The sequence below is a fragment of the Blastocatellia bacterium genome, assembly GCA_035573895.1.
In the GTDB taxonomy this organism is placed as follows: domain Bacteria; phylum Acidobacteriota; class Blastocatellia; order HR10; family HR10; genus DATLZR01.
This window is the reverse complement of the sequence record DATLZR010000051.1, coordinates 1-8,287: the sequence shown is the minus strand read 5'-3', so window position 1 is coordinate 8,287 and position 8,287 is coordinate 1. Positions and strand designations below refer to the sequence as shown.

Below are 8,287 nucleotides of genomic sequence, written 5' to 3'. Positions count from 1 at the left end.
TGTGGCGGAATCGAGAGCCTGAACGCCCCTGATAGAGGATCGAACACGTCGGTCGTGCGCCTCACACGGGGGAAGGCTCCCGGCGTATGGCGATTTCCTGCGTGGCATCCGACCCGTCCCCATACGCCCGGAGCTAGGGTGAGTGGAAACTTGTCATTTCCCCGCACTGTCAGGTAGATTACCGCCCCGTGAGAAGAAAACGATCATCCGGTCCTGGAGGTCGAGAGGGGGTGAATCGGTGCGACCGGAGTTTGACCTGATCAATCGGATTCGGGCGGCGGCTCGGCGTTACTCTCCGGAACTGATTCTCGGCATCGGTGACGACGCGGCCATCTTGAAACGTCCGAGCGGACGATGGTCTCTGGTGACGACAGACGCCCTTGTTGAGGACGTTCACTTTCGCCGGGAATACACGCCCGCCCGCCTGCTCGGACACAAAGCGCTCGCGGTTAATCTAAGTGACATCGCCGCGATGGGGGGAACTCCGCGTGAGTTTCTCCTGACGCTCGCCATTCCCCCGGATTTCGATGAAGCCTCCCTCGACGAATTCTTCAACGGGTTGCTGACACTGGCTGATGCAACGTCAACCGTTCTTATCGGCGGCGATCTTTCGGCATCCAGGAGCGGTCTGATGATCGTCATCACCGTGCTCGGGGATTGTCCGGTGCATCAGGCGGTGCGGCGGGATGGAGCCATGCCGGGAGATCTCCTTTACGTGACCGGACGGCTCGGTCTCTCTGCTCTCGGCCTGGCGTTGCTCCAATCGGGTGTCCGGCTAAGCGAGTCGTTACCCGACCTGCAAAGGGAGGCCTTACTGGCGCATCTCGCCCCCCAGCCGCGGCTGGCCGTTGGAAGGTATCTCGGCGAACATCGCATCGCCGACGCCATGATTGATGTCAGCGATGGGCTTTCTTCGGATCTTTTCCACCTCTGCGATGAGAGTGGTGTGGGAGCTGTGGTCTACGCGGATTGTCTTCCCGTCGTAGCCGGAGCCGGTGACCTCGGCCTTGATCCGCTTATCGCCGCGCTTCACGGGGGCGAGGATTATGAACTCCTTTTCACCGTCAAGAAGCACAAAGCTCATCTCATCGCCGAGCTTCAATCGGCGGTGCCTGACGTCCCGCTGACCTGCATCGGTCAGATCATCGGCGAGCCGCGAAAAATCTTTCTCGAACGCGAGGGCCAACGAGAGCTGCTGCAACCGCAAGGCTACGATCATTTCCGAAGGATGTAATACCGAGTTGTAGAGGGGGTGTATGCATCGCCCCAATTACGCTTCGAGGGTGCCCGCCGCTCAGAGGCCGCGTGGAGGGAGAGTGGAAGACGAGCGGCTTGTCACAAGAGCGATCATTACGGAAGTGGCCTCGCGAAGGCAAGCAGACGCGAACTGTCTGGAAAACGGGGCGTGAAGACGAACGGTGCGTTGGAGACCCGCCAGCAGGTCCGGTGGGGCCGGGTGCTCCCGGCGACGTGCCCCGAACAATTGCGCGACGGATTGAATGGGAGAAGCATCGTTGCGCGTCATCGTGATCCCCGCTGACCAGACGCCGCACGTCTGGCTACCCTCCGGGGAGCGTCTGCCGACGCCCGGCCAAAGACGGGACATGAACCGTCGGAGTGACAAGGCGGATTAATCAGCTCCATGCACAGGATGTGCCCCCCACGTGCAACATGCAACAAAAAAACAATGGCCGCGCGAGCGGCCCAAGCACAGGTAGCCGACGTGAAACGTCTGGAAAAGCGGCAGTGAATTCTCGCGTACAGGAGTGCTGACAAAGCGATCTCACCGGTGGTAGAATTGCCGCGTGTTCGGGCATCTGATGAGAGGACTGAGTTGCGGCTACCCCGGCCGGGTTTGTCTCGCATGGGTGATTATAAGTCTTGTGGTCGGTCTCCCCGCTGCGGGAGTCGGTGCTGGCGTGGCGCAGAATAAGGCGGACAACGGACTCGACGTTCTCCACTACAAGATCGAGGCGGAGATTGATCCGGCAAACTACCGGCTGACAGCGCGGACCCTCGTGCGGCTTCGGTTGCAGGCCCCGTCACGATCGGTGGTACTGGAGCTGAACGGATCACTGGTTGTCTCGCGGGTTACCGATGCGCAGAGCAACCAACCGCTCGAGTTTTTGCAGGATCGGCTGGATCAGGTCACCGTGCGGGTTGACCTGGGGAAGGTGATCGAGGCGGGTTCAGAGGTTGCTCTCGTCTTCGACTATGCCGGTGAGTTGCGAACGGCTGAGGGCGGCCCCATTCCGGATCGTCGGCTGGCCTATGTGGGCCCGGAAGGAAGTTACCTCTTCTACGCTTCCCGATGGTTTCCCTTTCACGATTATGCAGCGGACCGCGCGACATATGAGATCACACTGGTGACGCCGCCCGATCTTCGCCTGGTCGGCTACAGCGAGCAGGCGGTCACCGCCAAACCGGTTTCGGCGGTCGTCGAGGCGCCCAGACCGACTGAGGAGCGACCTTCACCACCACCCCGTCAGGTCCGGCGACGGCCCACAACGACTCCGCCTCCACCGTCGCGCGAGCCTCAACCGGCGCGTCCTCAGCCGCGACAGGATCGGGTCTCTTATACACTGGTGTGCACGCAACCTGTACTGCCCGGTTCGCTGGCGTTGGGCAAATACATCGTCAAGGAGGTTACAAATCCCTCCGGCGTGAGGCTCGAACTCTTCGCCAAACCGGGTGATGAAAACCGTCTGGAGGCCCTGGCCGAGCCTCTCGGTCAGATGCTGAAGGTCTATATTGCGCGGTTTGGGCCCTATGCCTTTGGCGACCGTTTGAGGATTGCCGAGGTAGATAATGAAACGCTCGACTACTATTCCGGGCCTGGAGTGCTCTTCCTGGCGCCCCATCTGGTGGCGGGAGATCGGCCGCTGGATCTGGGTCGTCTGGCTCGCGAAGTGGCCTATCAATGGTGGGGACAAGCCGTGGCGTTGCGGAGTTTTGATGATGCCTGGCTGTCTCAAGGTCTTGCTCAGTACAGTTCGCTTCTGTTTCGTGAAGCGACGGCCCCTCAGGCCGAATACGAACAGGCGCTTCAGGAGACAATGGAACGTGCCCTGGCCTTTGAATCTGCCGCGTCAATTGCCCGCGCACCGATTCAACTCTATGACCTGTCTCCGAGCTATCAGGCTATCGTCTTTTACAAGGGGGCGTTCGTCTTCCACATGCTTCGCTACGTACTGGGGGATGAAAAATTCTTCTCCTTGATCACGAGCTACTACAACACCTATAACGGCAAGAATGCGTCCATTGCCGATTTTGAAACCCTGACGTCACGTGTGGCTGGCCGGGAGATGCGCGCGTTCTTCGGCCTGTGGGTTGATTCGACGGGGGTGCCGGAATTTCGCCTCGAGTATACGATCCTCCGCACGCGCGAGGGCAAATTCAAAGTCCGGGGAACGGTCAAGCAAAATCTGGAAATTTTCGATATGCCGGTGGAAATTCTTCTGAAGGCAGAGGGGGGAAAGGAAGAAAAGACGGTGATTGTCCTCAAGGGGACGGAGGGCCCCTTTGAGATTGCGTCGGAGACGCCACCGGTCGAAGTAATCATTGATCCGAACTATCGAATTTTGCATCTGACGGATCAACTTCGGGTAGCCGTCATCGTGCGTCGTGGAATCGAGCATTTGAACAACCGGGAATACCCGGAGGCCGAGCAGCAATTTCGCGCTGCCCTGGAACTGGATTCCCTCAGTTCATGGGCTCATTACAATCTGGGATTGCTCTACTTTGAGCAGCGAAACTTCCCACGAGCGGTGGATGCATTCAGTGATGCGATCAACGGGAACCAGCGTCCCCCGTGGGTGGTCGTGTGGAGCTACATCTATCGAGGAAATTGTTGGGATGCTTTGGGTCAACGGGAGCGCGCTGTTGCCGACTACCAGAAAGCCATCGAGACGCGCGATGATTACAACGGTGCGCTCCAGGTTGCACAAAAATATCTGGAACAGCCGTATACGCCGACGCGCGCCCGGGCGGCTGGCCATGCCGCTCCTTCCCTCAGAAACATCCTGGGAGCGCACGCCTCGGGCCTGGCAGACAGGCTTGCGGAAACCGCGGGAGGATTTTTCACCGTCGCCATCCGCGCCAGGCAACCCGCTGAAAGATTCCGAAACGCCTTTGTCGAGCCGTTCTTCCCCACTGGTACCCTGAGCTTTCGCTCCGTTTAGACAGGGACTACTTTTCTCACCGATCGTTCAGGCTCGGCCTGCTTGGGCAGACAGGAAGCCTTTCCCGCCCGTTCTCTGCCCCTTGCAAAGCTTCCTTGATTCCGTCATAGCACTCGAAATGATGATGGTATTTCCTCCTCCTGCTCTCCTACGGTACAATGAAACCCGCAAGGGGCTGAGGAGAGGCGATGTGATAAGGCGACAACGGCAGCGACATCTCTCGCCGCGATTGGTGCGGCTTGCCGCGGTCCTTCTCTTCGGGGCCATCGTGGCCGTGCTTGTCATCTCCTACAGGAATCAGTACGGGTTTTTGCAGAGGGGTCATTCGCCCTTCGCCGAAACAACCTCGGGGCGGCGGCTGATTTCGGTCAGCGACAATCTTCGCCATGTGCAGACGGAGAGGAATCAAACGGTCTTTGTCGTGACGGCGGCGCGGGCTGAGGTTTACGATGATGGCCATCGGGAGTTGAAGGATGTGGTCCTCACCGTGTACCGATCGAGCGGCCAGCCACGAGCCAGGATTACAGCAGCACGCGCCTCGTACAATGAGAGTACCCGGAGCGTCATCTTCGCCTCCAACGTGGAGGCGAGCACCGATGACGGACTGACGCTCAAGACCGAGCGACTTTACTATGACCAACCGAAGGGTGTGATTCGAACGGACGTGCCGGTGACGTTCTCGCGCGATGGCTTCCAGGGAGAGAGTCATGGGCTGGTCATCGAGACCGAACAGGAGCGGGAACAAGTCGTTCTGAGTGAGGACGTCTCTCTCGTTTTTGAACCGCGTCAGTCGGACCGGGGGCTGCGGGGATCGCCACTCACGGCGCGATGTGATCTCGTGCGGTATCGTCGCGCGACTTCCATGCTGGAACTGATCGGATCGGTCGTAATGACCCAGCGCGGCCACCGATTTCGGGCCGATCGTATTGAGGCGTTTTTCGATGCCGAGAACCGATTGAAGCAGGTGAACGCGTTCGGCAATGCCCGGCTTGAATCGCAGGAGGGTCCTCGCCGAAGTGAACTGGCGTCGCGCACGATGGGATTTTTCTTCGGTGGAAATCAACAACTCGTGCGTGCCATCGCCACGGGCGATGCCTGGGTGCGGATCGCCGAAGCTCTCGGAGTACGGGAGCTGCGGACATCGCGGATCGAAGTGAATTTCGCCGCTCTTGGCCGTCAGGAGCTGTACCCTTCCGAGGTCAAGGGAGATGGCGGTCGCGTGGAGCTTTTCTTCTCAGCTCCTCCGGCGGTTCCGTCCGGTGAAAAAGGGATCCGGCGGATACTCGTAGCCACACCCTCGAGCAAACGGCTTCAGGCTAATGCCGTGCATCTGATCTATCGCCCCGAGCGTCGGATCTTCGATCGGATCGTCGCGGAAGGAGATGTCTCCCTGGCGGTTGAACCCGTGTCCGGCAAATCGGGAGAGCATAAAACGGTTCAGGCCGATCGAATGGAATTGCGGTTTTTCGACCGTGACAACCTGATGAAAGAGCTGACGGCGGAAGGTCACGTCCGCGTGGAGGTTCGACCGAATGATCCGCAGGACGGTCCATCGCGAATTCGGATCGCCACAAGCGACCATCTGAAGGCGGAGTTCGACTCCACAACTCAGGACATCGCCTGGATTGTTCAATCGGGACATTTTCGCTACCGGGAGGGAGACCGTCAGGCCTCCGGCGAGCGAGCCGTTTATGATCAGGCCGATGGTGCAATCCGCCTTCGGGGGAACCCCGAGGTGTGGGACGATCGGGGACGGACGCGCGCCACTGAGATTGACTTGAACCTCCGTGCGGAGACGATCGTGGCTCGGGGTAAGGTCCTGACCGCCTACGTGAATCGGCGGGCGACGGGAGGAGCGGCTCCGTTTGGCGATGCCCGAGCGCCGATATTTCTCGCGGCGGATCGGCTGGAGGTGGATCGTCAGGCGGCAGCTGCCATCTATAGCGGGGGGGCTCGCGCCTGGCAGGACGACAGCTATGTGGCAGCGGACGTCATCGAGTTGCGTCAGACCGAACGAATGATGATTGCACGGGGGTCGGTTCGGTCGCTGTTTTACCGGGCGCGGCGAGCAGATGTCCCGTCCAAAGAAGCGATACCCGTCTTCGTCTCGGCCGATCGGCTGACCTATCGAGATGCTTTGCGGGTGGTTGAGTACGCAGGGGGCGTCCTCCTCAAGCGAGGGAGTCAACGATTATCGGCCGAGCGGGTGACGGTAACCTTGAAGCTTGATGTTGCCGAGATCGAGCGGGCGACGGCGGAGAGAAACGTCACTCTCACTGAACCGTCGCGTCGCGCCCTGGGAGATCACGCCGTCTACACGGCGGCAACCGACGAAATTGTCCTGACGGGCGCACCGGCGCGAGTGGACGACGATCGTCAACACCTGAGTCAAAAAGGCGCTCGATTGACTTTCCTTTTGGCCGATGATAAAGTCTTTGTCGAAACTGACGGAGGCTCGCGCCGGGTGAAAACGACGAAAAAAATCCAGTAGGGGAACGATGAGAACACTGGTCGAAGAGGTGGCAGGCCGCGCGATTGAAGAAAGAGAAATCGCCGTCAGCCCCTCGGTACAAAAGCAACACACGGGAGCGGTCCTCCGTACCCTCGGTCTCAGGAAGTGCTATCGTGGTCGGTGTGTGGTCAACAATGTCTCGCTCGATGTTCGCCCCGGTGAGATCGTGGGATTACTCGGACCCAATGGCGCCGGCAAGACGACGACGTTTTATATGATCGTGGGATTGATCGCGCCCGATGAGGGGCGGATTTTTCTCGGCGATGATGACATAACGGAACTCCCGATGTACCTGCGCGCGCGTCGGGGGATCGGCTATCTTCCTCAGGAGCCCTCGATCTTTCGCAAGTTGACGGTGGAGGAAAATCTTCTCGCCATTCTTCAAACGCTCAAGCTCTCGAATGCTGAGCGGCGAGAGCGACTCACCCGCCTGCTGGAGGATTTCGGGCTCATGGGCGTGCGTCATGTGAAGGGATATGCGCTCTCCGGGGGTGAGCGCCGCCGCACGGAAATCGCTCGCTCGCTCGTGACCGAGCCGCGCTTTATGTTGCTGGATGAGCCTCTGGCCGGTATTGATCCTCTGGCAGTGGTGGACATTCAGGAGGTCATTCGGCGCCTCAAGGATCGAGGGATTGGTGTCCTCATCACCGATCATAATGTCAGAGAGACGCTGGCCATCACCGATCGCGCCTACATCCTGAGCGAGGGAAAGGTCTTCCGTTGCGGGACACCGGCGGAACTGCTGGAAGACGCGGAGGTGCGTCGCGTCTATCTCGGCGAGACTTTTCGATTGTGACGATGTGAGCTATGCCGGCACCACGGATTCATCCCGGACTGGCCCATCGGCTGATCCTCACGCCGCACCTGCGGCAGCGAATAGATATGCTGGCCATGACGAAGCTGGAGCTGCGTGAGCTTCTCGCCCAGGAGCTTCAGGAGAATCCGGTGCTGGAGGAGGTCCCCGAAGTCATCCCCACGGCGGAGCCCGCTTTGAGAAGTACCGAGAAGGACGAATACGTCGGCCTCACTCCGGGGGAAGGTCCTCCTGAGGGAGAAGTCGAACCGAGGAAACCCGAATCCACCGATCCCTTTGAGCAGGTTGACCTCGACTCATATTTCCAGGAGTATCTCGATCCCGCTCCCCGCACCGAATGGTCGGAACCGCCGGAGGCGGAGGAGGAATCGCTTCTGGAACGGCTGACGCCGCAGCGGCGGACGCTCTATGACGATCTGATGCAACAGTTGGCGCTGGCCTCCCCGGAAAGCGAGGATGTCCGTCGAGCGGCCGAAGCTATCATTGGTTGCATCAATAGTGACGGATACCTGGAAGCGACGCTGGAAGAGATCCGGGCGCTGGGAGAATGGCCCGCAGAGGTCGTCGAGCGCGCACTGGAAATTGTTCAAAGTTTCGATCCGCCAGGCATTGGGGCGCGAGACCTCAGAGAATGTTTGTTGCTGCAACTTCGCGCCCGAGGATGGGAGAACCGTCTCGCTACCCGATTGGTCCGTGATCATCTTCATGAGCTGGCGGGTGGGAAATGGACCGATCTGGCAGCTCGCCTGGGAGTCTCTGTGGGCGAGTTACTCAGCGAGG

Annotated in this window: 6 protein-coding genes; all 6 read left to right on the top strand. The window is 59.7% G+C overall.

Translation table 11 applies throughout. From position 1 onward, the window contains the following. Positions 1-238: 238 nt before the first annotated feature. The gene (thiL, locus tag VNM72_05680) at positions 239-1,234 is read left to right on the top strand and encodes a thiamine-phosphate kinase (protein HXF04887.1); all 996 of its coding nucleotides are present in this window, start codon (positions 239-241) and stop codon (positions 1,232-1,234) included. Between the two features lie 171 nt (positions 1,235-1,405). Next, positions 1,406-1,540 (top strand): hypothetical protein, encoded by a 135-nt coding sequence (locus VNM72_05675; GenBank protein HXF04886.1) that lies wholly within the window; start codon positions 1,406-1,408, stop codon positions 1,538-1,540. 379 nt (positions 1,541-1,919) lie between these two features. After that, positions 1,920-4,181 (top strand): M1 family aminopeptidase, encoded by a 2,262-nt coding sequence (locus VNM72_05670; GenBank protein HXF04885.1) that lies wholly within the window; start codon positions 1,920-1,922, stop codon positions 4,179-4,181. A 190-nt stretch (positions 4,182-4,371) separates the two neighbouring features. After that, positions 4,372-6,672: an LPS export ABC transporter periplasmic protein LptC gene (lptC, locus tag VNM72_05665; protein ID HXF04884.1), complete on the top strand. Its 2,301-nt coding sequence runs from the start codon at positions 4,372-4,374 to the stop codon at positions 6,670-6,672. Between the two features lie 7 nt (positions 6,673-6,679). Then, the gene (lptB, locus tag VNM72_05660; GenBank protein HXF04883.1) at positions 6,680-7,489 is read left to right on the top strand and encodes an LPS export ABC transporter ATP-binding protein; all 810 of its coding nucleotides are present in this window, start codon (positions 6,680-6,682) and stop codon (positions 7,487-7,489) included. Positions 7,490-7,500: 11 nt separating this feature from the next. Further along, positions 7,501-8,287 (top strand): hypothetical protein (locus VNM72_05655; GenBank protein ID HXF04882.1); only part of this gene is annotated, 787 nt, incomplete at its 3' end.